Source organism: Acinetobacter sp. YH12108, assembly GCF_013419055.1.
Lineage (GTDB): Bacteria > Pseudomonadota > Gammaproteobacteria > Pseudomonadales > Moraxellaceae > Acinetobacter.
The window spans coordinates 99,301-120,399 of the sequence record NZ_VPAW01000009.1 but is presented as its reverse complement, the minus strand read 5'-3'; the positions used below and the strand labels follow the sequence as shown (position 1 = coordinate 120,399).

Here is a 21,099-nt window from a genome sequence, read left to right as displayed (position 1 = left end):
AGCACCTCATGAGTTTAGTGGTACCTGCTGAAAAACCCGATGCTGTACATACCGAAACCGACCGGGTCGAGCGCATCCTGGTTGTCGATGATGATGTGCGTCTGCGTACCCTGTTACAACGTTTCCTTGAAGATAAAGGCTTCGTCGTTAAAACTGCGCATGATGCTACCCAGATGGATCGACTATTACAGCGGGAACTGTTTTCTTTGATTGTGCTCGATTTTATGCTGCCTGTAGAAGACGGCCTCAGCATCTGTCGTCGCCTACGCCAGTCGAATATTGATATTCCAATTATTATGCTCACTGCACGTGGTAGCGATTCGGATCGTATTGCAGGTCTGGAAGCGGGAGCCGATGATTACTTACCAAAACCATTTAATCCAAATGAATTGCTGGCACGTATCCGTGCAGTTTTGCGTCGTCAAGTCCGTGAAGTTCCAGGCGCTCCTAGCCAGCAAATGGAAGTGGTATCCTTTGGCCCATGGTCACTGGATCTGTCGACACGTACCCTGACTCGTGAAGGACAGGTGGTCACCTTAACTACCGGTGAATTTGCAGTATTAAAAGCGCTGGTTCAACACCCACGTGAACCTTTAACTCGTGACAAGCTGATGAATCTGGCACGTGGCCGTGAATGGGGTGCGATGGAACGTTCAATTGACGTTCAGGTATCACGTTTACGTCGCCTGATTGAAGAAAACCCGGCTCGTGCACGTTATATTCAAACCGTTTGGGGTGTCGGTTATGTGTTTGTTCCAGATGGTGCTGAATAAAAGAAATATTAAGGGATAAAGATCACTTTCATCTCTTGTCCCTAAACGCCATTCGCTGCTGTCTGAGCCAAACCATTATTGCAGGCTCAAATGGAAATGCGCGAGTTCAGCGAATGGCAAAGTTTTTTGGTTACTTTTTTCAAAAAAAGTAACATAACAAGTTCCTTCTTCTAGAAGATAAAAGCGGTAAGAATCCATCGCGGAAATATCTCTATAAAATTTAAAGACGCCTACAGGATGCTGGTGTGAAACTCGACCCCATCGACCCACAAAAATTTACCGATTTTGTCAGCTACTCAGAAAAAAAACGTACCCCTTGGGAACGCTTTCTGGACAAAATCAAACCGCGCTCTGCAGCAATGCGAACCACTGTACTGGTGGTCTTTGTGGTCTGTTTCAGCCTGTTCATGTCAATCTGGTTTTTCTGGCGCACACTTTATTTACCTGAAATTCAGCAACATGCACGTTATTTGGCTATGGAGCTGGAAATTCTCAATAATCCGGACCTGCGTCTTTATCATAAAGAACAGGAAGTCGATATTGATACCTGGCTCAAAAACCGGATCGGAATCGAATATGTCACCAATCCGGCTGAATATCCGAATGTAAAAGACAAGGTCATTGCCGAATTCTTTACTAACCAGATTGAAACCAAACTGGCCAAAGAATTAAGAATCGAACAGGCAACCGTTTATTTCCAGTTCAAGCCAAGTCCACGCATCTGGATTCAAACTCCAGAAATGAATGGCAACTGGGTACGTGAGCCTCTTAAAACCTATGCCAACTATAGTCCTGAACTGATTCTAGGCTGGCTGTTGGGTACGCCACTCATTGCTGGCATTATTATTCTGACCCTGGTGCGTCAGCTGAACCGTCCTTTACGCCGCTTGCAGAATGCAGCAAACAGCTATAGTAAAAATGGTTCCGCCCCTTATCTGGATACCAATCATGGCCCGCTGGAAATCCGTCAGGTGAATCATGCCTTTAACCAGATGATTTATACCCTGGATCAAACCGAGCGTGATCGTCGAATCATGCTCGCGGGGATTTCACATGACCTGCGTACACCGTTGACCCGTATCCGTCTTAGCGCAGAAATGATGCCGGATGAAGACTTCCTCAAGGAAGGTCTGATTTATGACGTGGAGGATATGGATGCCATTCTGAACCAGTTCATTTCCTATATGCGGGATGGCTCCGATGAAGAACTGCAAGAAACCAATGTTAATGTGCTGTTGCAGGAACTGGTCAAGCAGTTTAAGCCACTCGATATTCGCTTTACACCTCAAGAGATACCCCTGGTTGAGGTACGCAGCATGTCGCTGAAACGTCTGATTGGTAATCTGATCAACAACTCGAAACGCTATGGTGCCGAACCGATCGAGCTGGCTGCCTATGTGCAGGATCATAAACTGATGATCAGTGTGGCCGATCATGGTGAAGGGATTCCAGAAGACCAGATTGAAGCACTGATGCAACCCTTTGTTCGTGGAAATTCTGCGCGTACCGTACAAGGCAGTGGTCTGGGTCTGGCAATTGTCAAGCGTATTGTTGATATTCACTCAGGTGAGCTGCATATCCAGAATCGGCCTGAAGGTGGTCTGGAAGCCATTATCGCCTTACCTCTGAAATCAGCGGATTCAGAGACGCCTGCTGCCCCAACCACCTTGGATAAAATTCGTCAAACGCTCACTGATCACTTCTAGTAAGTGATCATAAAAGCAACAAACGACTTTTTAGTATTTCTATACAATTCATTTTAATTTTTAATAATTCAATCATTTAAAAAACATCATTTTTTATTATACCTACATTTAGCTAAAAAATTAGACCTTAGCCTAACACCTATGCAAAATACATTTTTTGATCGGTACAATCCGTATCATTATTTAAGAATTTATGAGAGTTGAAATGTCTTTAGATCGTATCCGTTTAGCCTCCCTACACAACAAAGTCATCAGCCCTGAACAAGCTGCTGAATTCATCGAAGATGGTATGACTGTGGGTATGAGTGGCTTTACTCGCGCTGGTGAAGCGAAGGCGGTTCCTTTAGCTTTGGTACAACGCGCAAAAGCAAATCCACTGAAAATCACGTTGATCACAGGTGCATCACTCGGTAACGATTTGGACAAGCAACTCACTGAAGCAGGCGTATTGGCACGTCGTTTACCATTCCAGGTAGATAGCACTTTACGTAAAGCGATCAACAAAGGTGAAGTGATGTTCATCGATCAGCATTTGTCTGAAACCGTTGAACAGATGCGTAACCAGCAGTTGAAAAAACCTGATGTGGCGGTAATTGAAGCGGTTGCGATCACTGAAGATGGCGGCATCATTCCAACAACTTCTGTAGGTAACTCTGCAAGTTTTGCAATTTTTGCTGAGAAAGTGATTGTTGAAATTAACACGAATTTAAGTCCTGCATTTGAAGGCTTGCACGACATCTACATCCCGACTTACCGTCCAACACGTCAAGCAATTCCATTGACTCAAGTGGATGAGCGTATCGGTACACATGCAATCAATATTGATCCTTCAAAAATCGTGGGTATCGTATTCAACAATGAATTGCATGACTCTCCATCAACTGTAACTGCACCAGATGATGAGACTCAATCAATTGCTAACCACTTGATCGCTTTCTTTGAAAAAGAAGTAGCTGAAGAGCGTTTACCGAAAAACCTTGGCCCTCTTCAAGCAGGGATCGGTTCCATTGCAAACGCCGTATTGACGGGTCTGAAAGATTCAAACTTCGAAGACTTGATCATGTACTCAGAAGTACTACAAGACTGTACCTTTGAATTGATCGATGCCGGTAAAATGAAGTTTGCTTCAGGTTCTTCTATTACACTTTCTGCTAAATATGGCGAAAAAGTATTTAACAACCTTGAGCACTACAAAGACAAACTGGTATTACGTCCACAGGAAATTTCAAACCATCCTGAACTGGTACGCCGTTTAGGTATTATCGGCATAAACACTGCACTTGAGTTTGATATTTACGGTAACGTGAACTCAACTCACGTATGTGGTACCAAAATGATGAACGGTATTGGTGGTTCAGGTGACTTCGCGCGTAATGCTCACTTGGCGATCTTCGTAACCAAATCAATCGCGAAAGGTGGCGATATCTCTTCTGTAGTGCCGTTTGCTTCACATATCGACCATGCAGAACACGATGTTGATATCCTTGTGACTGAACAAGGTCTGGCAGATCTTCGTGGTCTGGCGCCACGTGAACGTGCTCGTGCGATCATCGACAACTGTGCACACCCAATGTACCGAGATGCATTGAATGACTACTTCGACCGTGCATGTGCAAAAGGTGGCCATACACCTCACCTGCTTCGTGAAGCATTGTCTTGGCACTCTAACTTTGAAGAAAATGGTCATATGCTTGCAGTAGAAGCTGCAGTCAAAACTGCTTAATTGACCGCTTCAGAAAACGCCCCACGGGGCGTTTTTTTATGGGAAAAATAATAAATAAACAAAGACAAATCTATCCATAAGAATCTGATCAGCTTAACTTCTTAAATATTTTGAATGATTAAAAAACTGCACTTAGTCTGGATGCAGGGCTTTAAATTCCAGTTCTTCACCCTCATACTTCTAACAAGACAAAGATTAGAGACATGACATGCGCGTAGATATTTGGTCAGATGTGGTCTGCCCTTTTTGCTATATTGGTAAAAAACGGCTGGAAGCTGCTGCAAAGGAAAGCGGAATTGAACTTGAAGTCCATTGGCATAGTTTTCAGCTAGATCCTGAAGCGCCAGTCCGTCAGGAAGTTTCCAACTCTGAGCGTTTGGCACAAAAATATGGCCGTTCAGTGGCAGAAGTTGAAGACATGCAGCGCAATATCGCAGCCATGGCCAAACAGGAAGGCATTGAATTTAACTGGGAAGGTGCCAACTCTGGCAATACCTTGAATGCGCATCGCATCATTCACCTGGCACAAAGTAAAGGCTTGGGCAATGAAGCTCAGGAAGCTTTTTTCTATAGCTATATGACGCAAGGCCTGCCGATTGGTGAACGTGAAACGCTGGAAGATGTTGCAGCGCGTATTGGCCTGAACCCGGTTGAAGTGGACGATTTACTCGACTCGGATGAATTTGCGGACTTTGTTAAATTTGACCAGGAAGTGGCGCGTGACCAGCTCAAAGTTACTGGTGTTCCGTTCTTTGTATTTGATCAACGCATTGCTTTGGCGGGTGCTCAGCCGAAGGAAGTTTTCTTGCAAGTTCTTGAAAAAGCTTTAGAGGAACCACAACAACAGCCAGCAGCTGATCAGTGTTCTACAGATGCTTGTGATGTTCCGGCAAAGCCTGAGTAAAAACTAAATCAAAAAATCCCCATTTAAGATGGGGATTTTTTATGAATGATGTGAATTATTCAACCAGAAAACTGATCTTTAGATTGACACGATATTCGGTAATTTTATTGTCATTAATCACGACTTTCTGTTCATTGATCCAGGCACCTTGAACATTTTTGATCGTCTCTGTGACTTTTGCGATGCCACTTTGAATTGCATCCTCAAAGCTTTTACTACTGCTTGAATTGACTTCTACCACTTTTGCAATTGCCATGATTCAACACTCACTCTGTGAAGATAGAAGCATTCATCTTAGTCGATTTAAATTTCTCTACAGCTCCTAGCAAACAAGTAATAGCAAAAACTTACAGGGAATGAACAAATACTGATCTGCCCTTACTGCTTTAAAAAAATTTAAATCTGGACCTCTAGTTTTAAATAATCAACAAATAAATGTTTGTTTAAAAGCTTCTAAAACATCTAAAAAATGTATAAAAAACAATCCAAAACTATCTAGAGTAAATATTCTAATACATTGTTTTATAGAGTATTTTATCTAAATTTAGTTGCTTTTCTTGCCGATTTGATCATTTTTTATTAATTGCCATTTGATATTATTTTTCACGTGATTTAGGACTAACTTTTTTTCTTGTTCAAGCTCTTGAACACCCAGATATCAAAAGGTCATGTTATGAAAACTGTTAAATTTTTATGCGCAGCAACTGTGATGGCTTTTTCTCTACAAGCTTCAGCACAAATGGCTCAAGTAGTTTATCTTCCAGATTTCCCTGTGAGCAAAGCTCCAGTTGAAACTGTAGCTACAGATACTGCAACTGCAGAAACTGAAAAAGCGGCTTAAGTCTTTAAGCAAAATCTCCCAGCAGGCTGAATTATTCAGCCTGTTTTTATTTCAGGGCTTCGAAAATTTAACTTGTTCTTCTATTTAAAGAGCATTAAAAATCTCATTATTTTTTATTTTATTTTGATTTCATTCACTTTTTATTCAAAAACAACTACCAAATTCGCTTAAAAAATACTCAAAATAATCAAGCATTTTGTCAATCAGATGCTTATAATCAGAACCTGATCTTTTATGGATTTCAGACTTTCTTGTTATGAACCAGCTTCAAGCATTAATACAGGGAAAAATTTCTCCGCAGGCAATTTCTGTGGATTTTTTGATTGAAATGGCTGAGCGTTATCCAGATCCCAACTCTACCGAATACAAACTGGTAGAACTTGCAGTCAATATGATCATGGCCAAGTCACTGGATAAAGCACTCAAATATATCTAGAGAGCTAAAATGAATGCTTTAGAAAAAGCAAAATTAATTAAAGAATTAAATGAATTGGGGCAGCAATTAGAACATAAATCCCTTAGTTTATATGAAGCTGCCCGAACCAAAAAAAGACTCCAGGATATTTTTCATCTCTGTGATGAACCTGTTTTTAAAAATCAGATTTTAAGTTTTAAATCCCGTGTTCAGCCGGAGATGGCAGCGCATCAGTTTGCGGCGAGCACCGAGTTTCATCACTGTTATCGCGGTTATTTTAAGAATCCTGTCCAGCTGCAACAGGCACTCACTGCACATTCAGAAACAGGCTGGGCCTTTTTGCATCAGCCACAACAAGGCTGGCAAATCTGGCTAGGTCCCGTAGAGCAATCTGATTTTTTACATAGTGAATGGGATGAATTAGTAAATTCCCACAACTGGCTTTTGCAGCAACAGCAACAAGGCACATATTTTCCTCTCGATCCCCAACTGGATATTCCGGCTTTATCTGTTCAGGACGCCGAATTCGATACGCTTACCCTGGAAATCGCGCGTTATCATCAGGGCAGTTTGCAGATTCAGACCAAGATCACTGCACCTCAACTGTCTAAAACAATTAAACCTGATTTAGACAGAGCAACTAGCGAAACAGAAGAAGCTAAAACAGCTGAGCTGTCTATAGAAATAGACAATACGGATAGTTCACCCTCTATTTTGATAATAGATGAAAATATTAATTTTCCTGAATCTATACAACTAGGTGAATTCTCTGCCCTGCTGCATCCATTAGAACATGCTGGAGCGACTATACGGCGTCTCTGTGCCCTAGAATTACAACCGACTGTCTCCCAACCGGCCGATCTGGAAATAGCGCTATATTATGCCGAGGAAGAGCACTGGCAGGCACGTCCTGTTTATCTCTCCATGCAGACCGATCAGCAAGGGCAAGGTCTGAAATATCTGATGCTCTTAGGCGCACCGAGCCTCTTGCAGGCCAATTCCTGTATCCAGCACTGGGGCACGCAACGTGGACGGCGTTGTATAGAGATAAAATCCATATCATGGGCAGCTTTAGGTGCCTGTCTTGATCAGATAGATCTTTTCAGTGAAATATATCTGCAACAAGCCGGAACGGTCTGGATGCCTGAGGAAAGCTATGCCTATATTCCGGCTCGGTGTATTCATCAAAAGAAATTTATCAATTTTGAGGAAGCGCCCGCTGATTTTTCTACTCCAATTTTATTGCTACAGGAACATCAGAAAATTCGGGTGATTCATGGAGAACGTCGCCTGGCATTGTCCAATCAGGAAATCGCTTATCCTTATTTAATGCTCAAACGAGATAAGGATTTGAATTGGCAAAAAATTCATCAAATTGTTTTAGGATTGTCACAGCCAGTACAGGTTTTAGATCTTTATATGGCAATTCAGGCACAAATCATTAAACAATTGATGTAGTTATGTAGTTTATCCTTGCTTTTTTTCCTTATTTTTTAGAAAACTAGCGCAGTAAATAAAATACGATAAGAGCAAGAATCAACTCATGCGAATAAACCAAATTACTCGAATCTTATTGCTATCATTTGGCGTGGGATTAAGTAGTAGCCCAGTTTGGGCAGAAGTATCTCCTATAGAAACAGAACAGCCTACAGGTACAGGTACAGGTACAGGTACAGGTACAGGTACAGGTACAGGTACAGGTATTTTAGATCAGATTCCACGCTTGATCGATGCCACGCCCACGATTTTACCTGAACAGTCAGACGAAGCGATGGTGCCCACCACTGAGGAAACAGAAGATAAATCTTGGGCTGACAAAAAGCAGAAAAGAATCCGTGAATGGGCAGACCGCACCGCACATAAGATTGATAACTGGTTTGGCCAGACCAACCCGGATGAGCCAGCAACTGCGACTTTGCGAATCATCCTGGATAATAGCTGGGACAAATATGAAAACTATGAAATCAAGCCGAGGATTCGAGGAAAAATCAAGCTTCCAACCTTGGAACAAAGGTTAAGTTTGGTCTTTGGTGATGACAGCCTGGATAACGAACTGGATAGCAATGTCGCAATTACCAATGAAAATCCTGGCAATGCCCGGGATAAAAATCTGGATATTCGCCGTACCCGTGAAAACAACAGCTCGTTTGCACTACGCTGGTCAGAATTTTCAAATGGCCTACCTTTCGATAGCGATCTGGATCTGGGGGTACGTTCTGGGGATGATATCTATGTACGGGCCAAAATCAGTAAAGACTGGGCGATGCAGAATGACTTCTCTTTTCATGCCGAACAGATTTATCGCTATGGATTGCAGAGTGAAAATTATTTGCGGACCAACCTGGAACTGATCCATGCTCGTCCCAATGAGGCCTTTTTTTCCAATCAGTTAAGTTTAACCTATGCAGATGAGCAGGAAGACGATTTGACCTGGGACAACTATACCTTCAGACAGCATCAATTTTTCCAGGGCAACCGCTTTAACTATGGCATCTATACGGGCGGCTATCTGGATGATAAAGATTTACGCTTAAATCGCTGGGGACCTTATGTGTCCTGGAGACAGCCTTTCTTACGTGAATGGTTCTTTGTGCAAGGCGACCTGAACTATCTGAATGATGACCGACTGGACCGAAGCCATTATCTGGGTGCGATGGTACGTCTTGAGGCCATTTTCTAAATTTGAACAAATCCGAAACTATAAAAGCCCATAAAATATGGGCTTTTTAATGTCTGAATCCAATAAGTTTTTATTGGCGGTGCTCAACCGTTGTAAAGGCAATTCGATCACTACGAATCATACGTTTTTGCTGCAAAGAAGGCTGTTCCATCTGTGGCATATTCCATACCGCGCGGTCGGTACGCTGCATTCGTTTTACTTTTGGCGCTTCTTTTTTCATGGGTGTCTGAAAACTAATACGATCGCTACGAGTCACTTTTTTGGACTCAGTATCGGCCATTGTGGCTGCGCTCATTGACATCAGAATGACTGTACTCAGACTCATCATCAGTGATTTTTTCATGGGAGAATTCTCTAAACTTAATAATCGCTATTATAAATTAATATATAAAATATTATCTATTTTTCAGATTTAAAACTTAAAGGTATTTTTTTATTCTGGCTATCGCTTTTTTAAATCATTAAAGGGGAATCCAAGTTTTAAGCGCTAAATTCAGAACATAAAAAATCCCTCCGTAGAGGGATTTTTGAAATATAAAAATTAACCCAACAATAGACTGTTAATACGTTTTACATACTCAGCCGGATTTTCTGGTAGACCACCTTCTGCAATCATTGCCTGATCAAAGATCACATTGGCCAGATCATCAAACTGGGTAGAACCTTCCAGTTTTTTCACCAATGGATGTTCCGGGTTAATCTCCAGAATCGGCTTCACATCCGGTACAGGCTGACCTGCATCTTTCAGCATACGGATCAGTTGTGGAGAAAGCTCCCCTTCCCCTGTGACCAGACAGGCTGGGGAATCCACCAGACGAGTTGTTACACGCACCTCTTTCGTTTTATCTTTCAGAGAATCAGTCAACTTTTCAACCACAGGTTTGAACTGTTCAGCAGCAGCTTCGAGTGCTTTCTTCTCTTCCGCATCTTGTAGATCACCTAGATCGACTGCACCCTTAGATACGTTTTGCAATAGCATACCATCAAACTCATGCACGAAGTTCATTGCCCATTCATCGACGCGCTCTGACATCAGCAATACTTCAATGCCTTTTTTCTTGAACACTTCCAGTTGCGGTGAGTTTTTCGCAGCATTCAGGCTTTCAGCAGTAATATAGTAAATCGCTTTCTGGCCTTCCTTCATGCGTGCTTTATAGTCCGCCAATGAAGTGCTTACTTCATCATTGGTTGAAGTTGCATAGCGCAGCAGTTTCAAGATACGTTCGCGGTTACCGAAATCTTCACCTAAACCTTCTTTCAGCACCGCACCAAATTCGCGGTAGAAAGTTTTGAAGTTTTCCTGATCTTTTTCATCTTCAGATTTTGCCAGATTATCCAAAGTGGTCAGAATACGGCGGGTATTGCCTTCACGGATGGTTTTCACATCACGGCTTTCCTGCAGCAATTCACGGCTCACGTTCAATGGCAGATCGGCACTGTCTACCACGCCCTGTACAAAGCGCAGATAGTTTGGAATCAGGTTATCCGCATCATCCATAATGAAGACACGTTTCACATAGAGCTTGATGCCGGCCTTGGCTTCACGAGTGAAAATATCCTGTGGCGCTTTGCTTGGGATATAAAGCAGTTGGGTATATTCAGTACTACCTTCAACACGGTTATGCGCCCAAGCCAATGGTGCAGCAAAATCATGGGTTAGGTTTTTATAGAATTCGGTATATTGCTCTTCAGTAATCTCAGATTTATTCCGGGTCCACAGTGCGCTGGCAGAGTTAATCGCTTCCCACTCATCGGTCTTCACATATTGACCGCCTTTTGGTGTTTCACCTTCAGCAGCTTCTTCTTCCTGCCAGACTTCTTTTTGCATCTGGATTGGCAGGCTAATGTGATCTGAGTATTTATTGATGATCTGTTTGACTTTATAGCTTTGCAGATAATCCAACGCATCTTCACGCAGATGCAGGATAATATCGGTACCACGACCTTCTTTAGTGATCTGTTCAACTTCGAATTCACCAGTACCGCCACTGATCCAGCGCACCCCTTCTGAGGTATCCGTACCGGCACGACGTGATTCTACAGTAATCTTATCAGCCACAATAAAGCCTGAGTAGAAACCGACACCAAACTGGCCAATCAGCTGCGCATCAGCTTTCTGATCACCCGTCAGTTTTGACATAAAGTCTTTGGTACCCGATTTGGCAATTGTCCCCAAATTTTCAATGGCTTCTTGCTGGCTTAAACCGATCCCGTTATCTGAAATGGTAATAGTTTTATTTTCTGGATCGAGGCTGACACGTACGCGGAGGTCAGGATCATTTTCATAATATTCAGGATGATTAATGCCTTCAAAACGTAATTTGTCACACGCATCTGAAGCATTAGAGATCAATTCACGCAGGAAAATTTCAGGATTTGAATAAAGCGAATGGGTCACGAGGTGCAGTAACTGCGCTACCTCAGCCTGGAAACTGTGTTTTTGTACGCTTAAATCGCTCATGAATCACTCCTATTATTTTAGATACAGATGTTAACTGCTGCCTATATGAATGGAGTGAGTTCAATAATTTTCAATAGCATCAAAATAATTTTTTCGCAAAAAATATTTTTATGGCTTTCATTTTTATCAGTTTAATTGATGGGATGGACAAGACTTAATAAGGCCCCATTTTATAGATACGATCAAAATGCAGATCCAGCTGCTGCTGACGCATGTTATAAACCTGACTCAAGCAGGATATGGATTCCTGGCAACGGTCACGAAATTGTAGCCATTTCACCTGATCGCGTTGAATCACCGAACGTGTTCCCATCGGCACCATACGGCGCAAGATGTTATAGCTGGTACTCATTTTGACATCAGCGTCATTCAGCAAACGATGTTCACAAATTGTTTTCTCAGTCGCGGTTGTCGCTTTCTGACAATTAAAACTGGCAGCATAACTCTGTGAAATAAACAGCGTGCTGAAGATCAAAAGACTCTTCGACAAAAAACTCATGCTTTGATCTTCCTTATTATTAAGTCGTATTCAATTAATATTTACTTTATTCGTTTTAATATATTTGAGTATTGCCAATCTGCTCAATTTCAATACGTTATAAATCGTTGTTATTTTGAAAAAAAGCCCCATGCAGGATGAGGCTTTTGGAAAAAATGAACCAAAAAATTGGAGCTTAGAATTTATAGCTATAACCGATCGTATAAACCCAAGGATCGATTCCAAATTCACCTAAATTAATTTTTGTCCCATCAGCAGTCTTTGCTTCCAGATCTGTATCTAAGTCTGCATAACGTGCATCAACAAAGACACCCCAGTTTTTTGCATCCGCTGGCTGGAAGTTAAAGCCGACTTGGCCAGCTACACCATAAGCAACATCTGCATCAAGCTTTGCTACACCTAATGCGTCTTTTGCCGTTTGGCTAAATTCTTCATCCCATGGAATGAATACAGTAGCACCTACACCGATATATGGAGTAAAGCGGCTTGAATTTTTAAAATTATATTTGGCTGTGATTGTTGGTGGTAGATGTTTTAATGATGCAATTTTCACATCACCCGCCATCTCAACATCATGTTTAAATGGGGTAGCCAATAATAATTCGGCTGAAATATTGTCATTGAAGAAATATTCGACTGAAGGAGTAAAATTGAGTTCGCTACTTGCTTTAGCATCTTCAACTACACCAGGAATCAGGTCAGTTTCCTGAGTAGGCGCTAATACAGAAGCCCCCACTTTCACTTGCCATTGCCCTGCCATCGCAGATGCTGAAAAACCCATTAATGCAATTAGAGCTACTTGCTTTAACATTTTAAAATACCCCCAAGGGAAGAATAATTATTAAGAAAATATTTCTTAATTAATAATAAACATGGCTTAAATTAATATGCAATAGATATTATAAAAATAAATTTTATTTATTATTTAAGTATATGTAATTATTAAATATTTATTTTAAATTGATTATATTGGTTGGTTTTGAATACCCAGTAATTTAATCAGATTAAAATAATAATATTCAGAGTAAAATAATCGGTTTTATATTAATTTTTTTATTTAAACATATATTTTAAATACATCTTATAATTTATTTTAAATCTAGGCAAATCTGCTCCGATTTATATCAGAGCAGATTAAAAAGGACTTACAGAACCATGGCTGCAATCCAGCCAAAAATGATAAGCGGAATATTAAAATGAATGAAGGTTGGAACTACACTATCCTTCATATGGTCATGCTGACCATCCATATTCAGACCGGATGTTGGGCCTAGAGTTGAATCTGATGCTGGAGAACCGGCATCGCCCAAAGCAGCCGCAGTGCCGATAATTGCAATAGTTGCTGCAGGACTAAAACCAAATTGAATACAGAGCGGTACATAAATAATCGCCAGAATCGGAATGGTAGAGAATGATGAACCAATACCCAGAGTAATCAGCAGACCAATCAACAACATTAAAAAGGCGGCAAGTGCCTGGCTATTCCCAATCCAGTCAACCGACGCTTCAACCAGCGCAGGAACCTGTCCTGTTGCCTCAATCACGGCAGCAAAACCTTGCGCGGCAATCATGATAAAGCCAACCAGAGCCATCATACGCATACCGGTGATGATCACATCATCTGCTTCTTTCCATTTAAAGATTCCGGCACAACTCAAGATTGCGACACCGACCAGACCGGCAAGAATCATCGAATCTGAATAGAGCTGTACCACAAGGGTTGCAATCACCGCGATCGCTGCCATCCAGATGGTCAGTTTGGCAATTTGCGGTTTCGCTGATTTTTGTTCTATACCCAGTTCAGCAGAGATACTTTGCTGCTGTTCCACATGGATATCTTTATAGAGACGCGGCTTACGGTAGCTGATAAACATGGCCACCAGCAAACCCACGAACATACCTGAGACCGGAATCGCCATCGCAGCGGGAATCTGGTCATAAGTAATCTCAAAGCCATAGGGCTTACCAAAGGTATTGATGTTATGGCCCAAAATATCATTCAGGAAGATGGCACCAAAACCGACTGGAACCAGCATATATGTTCCCACCAGACCAAAGGTCAGCAGACAGGCCACCAAACGGCGATCCAGCTTCAGATGGTTAAATACCAGCAATAACGGTGGAATCAGAACCGGAATAAAGGCAATGTGTACCGGAATCACGTTTTGTGAGAAAACGGCAGCCAATGCCACTGTACAGAAGATCAGATATTTAACCTTGTTCTGTGCCTTTTCTGATGCCTCACCTTTTAAGGTGGTAATCATTTTATAGGCCAGCAAGTCAGGCAAACCGGAACGTGCCAAGGCCAAAGCAAAAGCACCCAAGATGCCATAAGCCAAGGCAATTTTAGCGCCGCCGCCCAGACCATTGTTAAATGCATCTAAAGTTCCCTGGAGGCCAAGACCTGCCAGCAAACCACCCGTAACAGCACCAATGACCAGGGCAAAAACCACAGGTACACGTGCCAATGAGAGTCCAAACATGACTCCAATAGCAGCAAGAATTGCGAACATAATGAATTGGGAATGAGAGAAAACGGCTATTTTATCAGAAAATCCGGATAAAAATTCTTCCACTTATCCCTTGCCGAGTCACGTTCCCAATCTCCATATTAAGTAGTTGCTGTTAATTTTTGCTGAATAAAATTATGGATTAGATGAGCCACCTGTTCCGGCTGACTCAAAATCGCCCAGTGATTGGCATTTAATTCTACCCTGGAAAAATCTTCCACCCATTTTGGCATTTCATCAATCAGATCCGGGCCAACAAACTGGTCCTTTTTGAGCACAATTGCCTGTACCGGACAGATTGCAAAACGCTGTCTAGGTCGAGATAAACGTGGTAGAAAGTTCGCCCGATACAGATTGACGCCATATTTGCCGTCTTTGACAATATTCTGGTTTAGCGGCAGATTATCCTGCTGTTCCAGCTGACTGATCATTTTGCCCCAACGTTCTGCATTAAAGAAATTCCATGCTGTAGGTGCTATAAAAGGTAGCTGGAATACCGCGATATACCAAGACTTGGTCATCTGTTTAAAAAACTTGACCTTATACTGTTTAAACTGTTCACGCATCCAGAAAGCAGCATGATCCAGACATGGACCTGACATGGTGCTAAAAGACAAAATCCGGCCTTTAAATTTAGGTTCGGTGACTGCTTCCCAAGCCTGGATTGACCCCCAGTCATGAGCCGCAAGGTGGAAAGCTCGTCCTGGCAAGACCTGATCGACCACTTGCTCTAAATCTACACACAGACGTTCCAGGCGATAATCCCGAATTTTCTTGGGAACGCTGGAGTCTCCTGCTCCGCGCACATCATAGGTCACCACAAAATAATCCTGAACGAGGTGAGAAATTACCGCTTCCCAAACATCCTGATGGTCAGGATAACCATGAACCAGCACCAAAGCCGGTCGCTCAGGCTCACCCCAGGTTTTCACATAGAGACGTTGATGATCGCTGGTATCTACCCACTGGCTATGTCTTTGCATAGATGTATCCTTATTCGCTGATTGACTCTTTTATTGTTGAAATAGGCACGATTTATCAATGCCAGCTTATTTTTGTTGTTCTAGTATGCATACAAGACCAGAAAAAAGAATATCCACATGAGCCTATTACGAAAAATTCAGCAACTGCCCTCGTTATCCAAATTTATCCTGAATCGCTATGCCCCTTACCGTGGAGCAGGCATTGTCATTGATGAAATGGATTTTGCCAATTATCACGTTCGCGTGAAAATGCCACTGACTCGCAAAAATCAGAATATTGTCGGAGTACATTTTGGTGGCAGCCTGTATTCCATGGTCGATCCTTTTTATATGTTATTGCTGATGCACCATCTGGGTCCGAAATACATTGTCTGGGATAAAAGCTCTACCATTCAGTTTCTAGCGCCAGGACGTGGAACGGTCTATGCGGACATCCGGATTTCCAGGCAGGAAGTACAAACAGTAAAAGAACTGGCAGCTGACCATAGTCCGGTTTATCGCCAGTATCAGCTCAATATTTATGATGATTCCGGTGTGCGTATCGCTGAGGTACAAAAGACCGTTTATATCCGCCTTAAACAGAGCAAAGGCAAGCTTCGAGAAGCTAAATAACGAAATTGAATAAACTAAAAGCGCCATGGAGGCGCTTTTAAATCTATCTGGAGGATAGTTCTGTCGATTAACGACGACGGTTATTCTGTTCGATCGCTGCACCAGCACCACCACCGATGGCACCACCAATTGCAGCCCCACCTGTACCGCCAAAGATGCTTTTACCCACTGCAGAACCTACAGCACCACCGACACCACTATAGGTCGCATTACGGTTTGAACCACCTTGAGCTTTACTACCGACTGCTGCACCGGCACCACCGCCAACTGCTGCACCAACACCACCACCTACTCTGTTACCTACACCACCACCCACTGCACCACCGAGCGCAGCTGCGCCAATACGCTGATCTTTAGCAGACATATTTTCACAGCCTGCCAACATAAAAGTGGAGATAGTTGCAACAGCCATTACGCTCATTAACTTTTTCATGATCTTGGCCTTCCTTCGTGCTTTGACTTAAGATTAACCTGATTTTAAGGAGCGATTCATAACAAGATGTTAAATCTTGAAACCTTCATGATTTATTTTGTAAAGAGCGCATGAAAGATCATGTTTTATTGATGATTTCTCCATATTTAGGACAAGTAACTACCAGATAATCTGATCTTTTCTAGCAATATAAATATATATAATTTGAGAAATAAAAAAGCCACCCGAAGGTGGCTTTTTTAAAATGATTTAGCGGCTAATTACAGACCGTTAAATTCATCGCTGAATGCTTGGCTCAACGCTTGGTCTACATCAGAGAAGTCATTGTGCAGTTCAAATTCTGCAGCTTCTGCTTCTTGACGACGACGCTCTAAGTGGTAAGCCAGACCTGTACCCGCTGGAATCAGACGACCTACAACTACGTTTTCTTTCAGACCGCGTAGATCATCTTCTTTACCTGTTACAGCAGCTTCAGTTAACACACGAGTGGTTTCCTGGAACGATGCAGCAGAGATGAACGAGTCAGTAGAAAGCGACGCTTTGGTAATACCCATCAATTGACGTTCAAATTTCGCAGGGAACTTGTTTTGCGCAAGAACAGCTTGGTTCTCTTGCATCACACGGATGTAATCCACTTGTTCGCCTTTGATGAAGCTTGTATCGCCACCGTCAGTGATGTCCACTTTACGCAGCATTTGACGTACGATCACTTCGATGTGTTTATCGTTGATTTTTACACCTTGCAGACGGTAAACGTCCTGAACTTCGTTCACGATGTAGTTGGTCAACGCCACTTCACCTTTCAGACGTAAGATGTCATGCGGGTTCTGTGGACCATCAGAAATGGTTTCACCACGGTTCACATGTTCGCCTTCGAACACGTTAATGGTACGCCATTTCGGAATCAGCTCTTCGTAGATCTCAGAACCATCATCCGGAGTAATCACCAGACGGTTTTTACCTTTGGTCTCTTTACCGAAGCTTACAACACCTGACACTTCTGCAAGGATTGCGTGTTCTTTCGGTTTACGCGCTTCGAACAAGTCAGCAACACGTGGCAGACCACCGGTAATATCACGAGTACGTGAAGATTCTTGTGGTACACGACCAATTACGTCACCCACACCAATTGTTTCGCCATCACGGACAGAAAGAATAGTGTTTTGTGGCAAGAAGTAGAACTGTTCGCCGCCGTCTACTGTATCAAGCACAACAGCTGGACGTAAATCTTTACCAGACGCAGGACGAGCTGTTACAGGCAAGATTTCAACAGTGGTCATACCAGTTGCATCATCAGTTTTCGATGTTGCAGTTACACCATCAGCGATTTGGCTGAAGCGAACTTTACCGGCAACTTCTGTAACCAGTGGATGTGTATGCGGATCCCAAGTTGCTACGATACCGCCTGCTTCTACAGCTTCGCCATCTTTCAGCAAGATAAACGCACCGTATGGCAGTTTGTAACGTTCACGTTCACGGCCTAAGTCATCTGCAATACCGATTTCACCTGAACGTGAAGTTGATACCAAGTGACCTTTGGCATGTTGTACAGTTTTCACATTGTGGAAACGTACAGTACCTTTGTTACGAACTTGTACGCTGTTTGCAGCAGAAGTTCGGCTCGCAGCACCACCTACGTGGAATGTACGCATGGTTAACTGTGTACCCGGCTCACCAATCGACTGAGCAGCCATAACACCCACAGATTCACCTGGGTTTACCAAGTGACCGCGTGCAAGGTCACGACCGTAACATTTCGCACAAACACCGAAAGTAGATTCACAAGATACGACTGAACGTACTTTAACTTCATCGACACCTTGCTCTTCCAGGTAGTTTGCAAGTTTTTCGTCGATCAATGTGTTACGCGGCAGAATAACTTCTTCAGTACCTGCACGTTTCACATCTTCAGCAACTACACGACCCAGTACTCGAGTACCCAGGTTCTCGATCACGTCACCGCCTTGAATGAACGGAGTCATAACAAGACCAGACAACGTACCACAATCCGGCTCAGTGATGACTAAGTCTTGCGCAACGTCTACCAGACGACGAGTCAGGTAACCAGAGTTCGCTGTTTTCAGTGCTGTATCGGCCAAACCTTTACGTGCACCGTGTGTTGAAATGAAGTACTGAAGTACTGTCAAACCTTCACGGAAGTTCGCTTTAATAGGCGTTTCAATGATCGAACCATCTGGTTTCGCCATCAGACCACGCATACCAGCCAACTGACGAATCTGAGCTGCGGAACCACGGGCACCAGAGTCAGACATCATGTAGATGCTGTTGAATGATTTCTGTTTCTCATCCTCACCCTGTTTGTTCTTAACAGTCGTGAATGACAAGTTGTCCATCATCGCTTTCGCTACCTGGTCGTTTGTACGCGCCCAGATATCGACCACTTTGTTATAACGTTCGCCGGCAGTTACGAAACCTTGTTCGAACTGTTGTTCGATTTCACGAACTTCAGCTTCGGCTTTCCCGATAATCGCTTGTTTTTGTGGTGGAATGACCATATCTTCCATACCAACAGAAACACCAGAACGAGTCGCTTGACGGAAACCAAGGTACATCAATTGGTCAGCGAAGATAACAGTGTCTTTCAGACCCAGTTTACGGTAGCAAGAGTTGATTAACTTAGAGATGTTCTTTTTGGTCATCTCAACGTTAATTTGCTGGAAGTCCATACCTTCAGGCACAACTTCCCAAAGCAGACAGCGACCAGGAGTCGTATCTACGATAATCGTTTGCTGTTCACGTTCACCGTTTTCGTTGATCACGGTTTGGTGTACACGTGCTTTCACGCGAGCGTGCATATCCACCTGACCAGTCGCAAGCGCACGGTTTACTTCGTCAGTGTCCGCGAACACCATGCCTTCACCTTTGGCATTTACCGCATCACGAGTGATGTAGTAAAGACCCAAGACAACGTCCTGAGACGGTACGATGATTGGCTCACCGTTCGCTGGAGACAGAATGTTGTTGGTCGACATCATTAACGCACGAGCTTCTAATTGAGCTTCAAGTGTTAATGGAACGTGTACCGCCATTTGGTCACCATCGAAGTCGGCGTTGAACGCAGCACATACGAGTGGGTGAAGACGGATCGCTTTACCTTCAATCAGAATAGGTTCAAATGCTTGAAGACCTAGACGGTGAAGTGTCGGCGCACGGTTCAACATCACTGGATGTTGACGGATGACAGAGGCAAGAACGTCCCAAACTTCTGGAGTTTCGCGCTCAACCATTTTCTTCGCAGCTTTAATGGTTGTTGCTTGACCAGATGCTTGCAGTTTCGCAAAGATGAATGGCTTGAACAGTTCAAGAGCCATTTTCTTAGGAAGACCGCATTGGTGTAAACGAAGGCTTGGACCTACGGTAATTACCGAACGACCAGAGTAATCGACACGTTTACCCAACAAGTTCTGACGGAAACGACCTTGTTTACCTTTGATCATATCTGCCAAAGATTTAAGAGGACGTTTGTTAGAACCAGTAATCGCACGACCACGACGACCGTTATCCAGCAATGCATCTACAGATTCTTGCAACATACGTTTTTCGTTACGTACGATGATGTCTGGAGCTGCAAGGTCAAGAAGACGTTTTAAACGGTTGTTACGGTTGATCACACGACGGTAAAGGTCGTTCAAATCAGAAGTCGCGAAACGACCACCTTCAAGTGGTACAAGCGGACGAAGATCTGGTGGAAGTACAGGAAGTACGTTCATCACCATCCATTCTGGCTTGTTGTTCGAATCGTTGAATGCTTCCATCAATTTCAGACGCTTAGAGGCTTTTTTAAGCTTAGTTTCTGAAGTTGTATTTGGAATTTCTTCACGAAGACGCGCAATTTCAGCTTCAAGATCGATATCTTTAAGCAAGTCTTGAACCGCTTCTGCACCCATTTTCGCAGTGAATTCATCACCGTGTTCTTCTAACGCATTGAAGTATTCTTCATCGTTAAGAAGTTGGTATTTCTCAAATGGAGTCATACCTGGGTCAGTGACAACATAAGATTCGAAATACAATACGCGTTCGATATCACGTAGCGTCATGTCTAATAAAAGACCGATACGGCTAGGAAGTGATTTCAAGAACCAGATGTGTGCAACTGGAGAAGCCAATTCGATGTGACCCATACGCTCACGACGAACTTTCGCAGTTGTTACTTCAACGCCACATTTTTCACAAATGACGCCTTTGTATTTCATGCGCTTGTATTTACCACACAAGCATTCGTAATCTTTTACTGGACCAAAGATTTTGGCACAGAATAAACCGTCACGTTCTGGTTTGAAGGTACGGTAGTTAATGGTTTCTGGCTTTTTAACTTCACCATGAGACCACGACTTAATCATTTCTGGTGACGCAAGACCAATACGGATGCGATCAAACTCTACTGGAGCATGACCGTCGGAATCCGTCTTTTTGCGCATGATATCGAGCAAGTCTTTCAATTTTTTTCTCCGTGTGTCGAGGAGATTTTCACTTCCCGACTGGGTCACAAATATTGTTTTTTAACTGAAATTTGGAATCTCCCCTAACCCCTCTTTACT

At 43.0% G+C, this 21,099-nt stretch carries 18 protein-coding genes; 9 read left to right on the top strand and 9 right to left on the bottom strand.

What is annotated here, in order from left to right:
• The first annotated feature begins 8 nt into the window (after window positions 1-8).
• From ompR to FTU46_RS07900, 4 genes are all read left to right on the top strand, one after another.
• Window positions 9-773 carry a two-component system response regulator OmpR gene (ompR, locus tag FTU46_RS07915; RefSeq protein WP_004781707.1) on the top strand — a complete coding sequence of 255 codons (765 nt, stop codon included), beginning with the start codon at window positions 9-11 and terminating at the stop codon, window positions 771-773.
• A 245-nt stretch (window positions 774-1,018) separates the two neighbouring features.
• Window positions 1,019-2,479 (top strand): ATP-binding protein, encoded by a 1,461-nt coding sequence (locus tag FTU46_RS07910; RefSeq protein WP_180017481.1) that lies wholly within the window; start codon window positions 1,019-1,021, stop codon window positions 2,477-2,479.
• Window positions 2,480-2,684: 205 nt separating this feature from the next.
• Window positions 2,685-4,202 (top strand): acetyl-CoA hydrolase/transferase family protein, encoded by a 1,518-nt coding sequence (locus tag FTU46_RS07905; RefSeq protein ID WP_159123434.1) that lies wholly within the window; start codon window positions 2,685-2,687, stop codon window positions 4,200-4,202.
• A 208-nt stretch (window positions 4,203-4,410) separates the two neighbouring features.
• On the top strand, window positions 4,411-5,106 hold the full coding sequence (locus FTU46_RS07900; protein ID WP_159123435.1) for a DsbA family oxidoreductase: 696 nt from the start codon (window positions 4,411-4,413) through the stop codon (window positions 5,104-5,106).
• A 55-nt stretch (window positions 5,107-5,161) separates the two neighbouring features.
• Here the strand turns inward: FTU46_RS07900 and FTU46_RS07895 are convergent, their stop codons facing one another.
• Window positions 5,162-5,362, bottom strand: coding sequence for a dodecin family protein (locus FTU46_RS07895; RefSeq protein ID WP_179991974.1), 201 nt, complete (start codon window positions 5,360-5,362; stop codon window positions 5,162-5,164).
• Window positions 5,363-5,779: 417 nt separating this feature from the next.
• On the opposite strand from FTU46_RS07895, the gene FTU46_RS07890 reads away from it, so the two are divergent.
• The 4 genes from FTU46_RS07890 (at window position 5,780) to FTU46_RS07875 (ending at window position 9,042) form a co-directional block, all read left to right on the top strand.
• Complete coding sequence (locus tag FTU46_RS07890; protein WP_004781698.1) at window positions 5,780-5,947, top strand: hypothetical protein; 168 nt, start codon at window positions 5,780-5,782, stop codon at window positions 5,945-5,947.
• A gap of 256 nt (window positions 5,948-6,203) precedes the next feature.
• Window positions 6,204-6,383: a hypothetical protein gene (locus FTU46_RS07885; RefSeq protein ID WP_004781696.1), complete on the top strand. Its 180-nt coding sequence runs from the start codon at window positions 6,204-6,206 to the stop codon at window positions 6,381-6,383.
• A gap of 9 nt (window positions 6,384-6,392) precedes the next feature.
• Window positions 6,393-7,820 (top strand): hypothetical protein, encoded by a 1,428-nt coding sequence (locus tag FTU46_RS07880; protein ID WP_180104699.1) that lies wholly within the window; start codon window positions 6,393-6,395, stop codon window positions 7,818-7,820.
• Window positions 7,821-7,905: 85 nt separating this feature from the next.
• Window positions 7,906-9,042 carry a hypothetical protein gene (locus tag FTU46_RS07875; protein WP_180104698.1) on the top strand — a complete coding sequence of 379 codons (1,137 nt, stop codon included), beginning with the start codon at window positions 7,906-7,908 and terminating at the stop codon, window positions 9,040-9,042.
• A 70-nt stretch (window positions 9,043-9,112) separates the two neighbouring features.
• Here the strand turns inward: FTU46_RS07875 and FTU46_RS07870 are convergent, their stop codons facing one another.
• The 6 genes from FTU46_RS07870 to FTU46_RS07845 all read right to left on the bottom strand — a co-directional run bounded on the left by FTU46_RS07870 (window position 9,113) and on the right by FTU46_RS07845 (window position 15,495).
• On the bottom strand, window positions 9,113-9,385 hold the full coding sequence (locus tag FTU46_RS07870) for a hypothetical protein (RefSeq protein WP_180104697.1): 273 nt from the start codon (window positions 9,383-9,385) through the stop codon (window positions 9,113-9,115).
• A gap of 198 nt (window positions 9,386-9,583) precedes the next feature.
• Window positions 9,584-11,503, bottom strand: coding sequence for a molecular chaperone HtpG (gene htpG, locus FTU46_RS07865; RefSeq protein WP_180104696.1), 1,920 nt, complete (start codon window positions 11,501-11,503; stop codon window positions 9,584-9,586).
• Window positions 11,504-11,657: 154 nt separating this feature from the next.
• Window positions 11,658-12,002, bottom strand: coding sequence for a lysozyme inhibitor LprI family protein (locus tag FTU46_RS07860; protein ID WP_166134767.1), 345 nt, complete (start codon window positions 12,000-12,002; stop codon window positions 11,658-11,660).
• 175 nt (window positions 12,003-12,177) lie between these two features.
• A complete protein-coding gene (locus FTU46_RS07855) occupies window positions 12,178-12,813 on the bottom strand; it encodes an OmpW family protein (RefSeq protein ID WP_180104695.1) in 636 nt (211 codons plus the stop codon).
• A gap of 334 nt (window positions 12,814-13,147) precedes the next feature.
• On the bottom strand, window positions 13,148-14,515 hold the full coding sequence (locus tag FTU46_RS07850) for a Na+/H+ antiporter family protein (RefSeq protein WP_180104694.1): 1,368 nt from the start codon (window positions 14,513-14,515) through the stop codon (window positions 13,148-13,150).
• Between the two features lie 98 nt (window positions 14,516-14,613).
• Entirely contained in the window at window positions 14,614-15,495 is an 882-nt protein-coding gene (locus tag FTU46_RS07845; RefSeq protein ID WP_180104693.1) for an alpha/beta fold hydrolase, read from the bottom strand.
• A 117-nt stretch (window positions 15,496-15,612) separates the two neighbouring features.
• Between FTU46_RS07845 and FTU46_RS07840 the strand changes: the two genes are divergently transcribed.
• Window positions 15,613-16,107, top strand: a complete 495-nt coding sequence (locus FTU46_RS07840) for a DUF4442 domain-containing protein (protein WP_180104692.1) — start codon at window positions 15,613-15,615, stop codon at window positions 16,105-16,107.
• Window positions 16,108-16,174: 67 nt separating this feature from the next.
• On the opposite strand, the gene FTU46_RS07835 is transcribed toward FTU46_RS07840, so the two are convergent.
• Both FTU46_RS07835 and rpoC read right to left on the bottom strand, forming a co-directional pair.
• Complete coding sequence (locus FTU46_RS07835; protein WP_034170980.1) at window positions 16,175-16,540, bottom strand: DNA transfer protein p32; 366 nt, start codon at window positions 16,538-16,540, stop codon at window positions 16,175-16,177.
• 260 nt (window positions 16,541-16,800) lie between these two features.
• Entirely contained in the window at window positions 16,801-21,000 is a 4,200-nt protein-coding gene (gene rpoC, locus FTU46_RS07830; protein ID WP_180104691.1) for a DNA-directed RNA polymerase subunit beta', read from the bottom strand.
• Between the last annotated feature and the right edge of the window lie 99 nt (window positions 21,001-21,099).